The 1,396-nt window shown below is 66.5% G+C and carries 2 protein-coding genes; both read left to right on the top strand.

What is annotated here, in order from left to right; genetic code table 11:
* The coding region (locus tag AB0I54_RS48140) for an alpha-glucosidase C-terminal domain-containing protein (protein WP_363302754.1) at nucleotides 1–438 on the top strand (438 nt) is incomplete at its 5' end.
* Nucleotides 435–1,396: alpha-amylase family glycosyl hydrolase (locus AB0I54_RS48135; protein ID WP_363302753.1), on the top strand; the 962-nt coding region annotated here is incomplete at its 3' end. The genes AB0I54_RS48140 and AB0I54_RS48135, both read left to right, overlap by 4 nt.

Here is a 1,396-nt window from a genome sequence, read left to right as displayed (position 1 = left end):
TCGGAGAAGTACCAGCTCAAAGCACGCGACTGGGCCGCCGCCGAACGCGACGGACACACCCTCACCCCCCTGATCACCCGCCTCAACACCATCCGGCGCCGCCACCCCGCGCTGCAGCGGCTCAGGAACCTGACCTTCCACCCGACCGACAACGACGCCGTGATCGCGTACAGCAAGCGCACCGGCTCGGACACCGTCGTCGTGGTCGCCAACCTCGATCCGCACCACACCCAGGAGGCCACGGTCTCGTTGGACATGCCGCGACTCGGCCTGGACTGGCACGAGTCGGTGCCGGTGCGTGACGAACTGACGGGTGAGACCTATCACTGGGGCGGGACCAACTATGTGCGCCTCACACCCGGCCGGGCACCGGCGCATGTGCTCCATGTCGAGCGATCGTCCGTCTCGCCACAGATCGGAGGGCCCAGAGCGTCATGACTGTCAACGACCCCGTCCCGGACACCTTCGAGGACACACCCGCCAAGGACCGGGACCCGGATTGGTTCAAACGCGCCGTGTTCTACGAGGTCCTGGTGCGCTCCTTCCAGGACAGCGACGGCGACGGCATCGGCGACCTCAAGGGCCTGACCGCGAAACTCGACTATCTGCAGTGGCTCGGCGTCGACTGCCTCTGGCTGCCGCCGTTCTTCAAGTCCCCGCTGCGCGACGGCGGTTACGACGTCTCGGACTACACGGCGGTGCTGCCGGAGTTCGGTGACCTAGCCGACTTCGTGGAGTTCGTCGACGCCGCCCATCAGCGGGGCATGCGCGTCATCATCGACTTCGTCGTGAACCACACCAGCGATCAGCACCCGTGGTTCCAGGAGTCCCGCAAGAATCCCGACGGCCCCTACGGCGACTACTACATGTGGGCCGACGACGACAAGCAGTACCCCGACGCGCGGATCATCTTCGTCGACACGGAGGCCTCCAACTGGACGTTCGATCCCGTCCGCGGCCAGTACTACTTCCACCGCTTCTTCTCCCATCAGCCGGACCTCAACTACGAGAACCCGGCGGTCCAGGAGGAGATCCTGGCGGCCCTGCGCTTCTGGCTGGACCTGGGCATCGACGGCTACCGGCTGGACGCGGTGCCCTATCTCTACGCGGCCGAGGGCACCAACTGCGAGAACCTGCCCGCCACGCATGAGTTCCTCAGGCGTGTCCGGCGCGAGATCGACATGATGTACCCGGACACCGTTCTGCTGGCGGAGGCGAACCAGTGGCCGGAGGACGTGGTCGACTACTTCGGCGACTTCCCGAGCGGCGGCGACGAGTGCCACATGGCCTTCCACTTCCCCGTCATGCCCCGCATCTTCATGGCCGTGCGCCGCGAGTCCCGCTACCCCGTCTCCGAGATCCTCGCCAAGACCCCCGCCATCCCCGCCCGCTGCCA

The sequence above is a fragment of the Streptomyces sp. NPDC050625 genome (assembly GCF_040654755.1).
In the GTDB taxonomy this organism is placed as follows: Bacteria; Actinomycetota; Actinomycetes; order Streptomycetales; family Streptomycetaceae; genus Streptomyces.
Note: the sequence above shows the minus strand (reverse complement) of the source record. Positions and strands in the feature narration are given on the sequence as shown.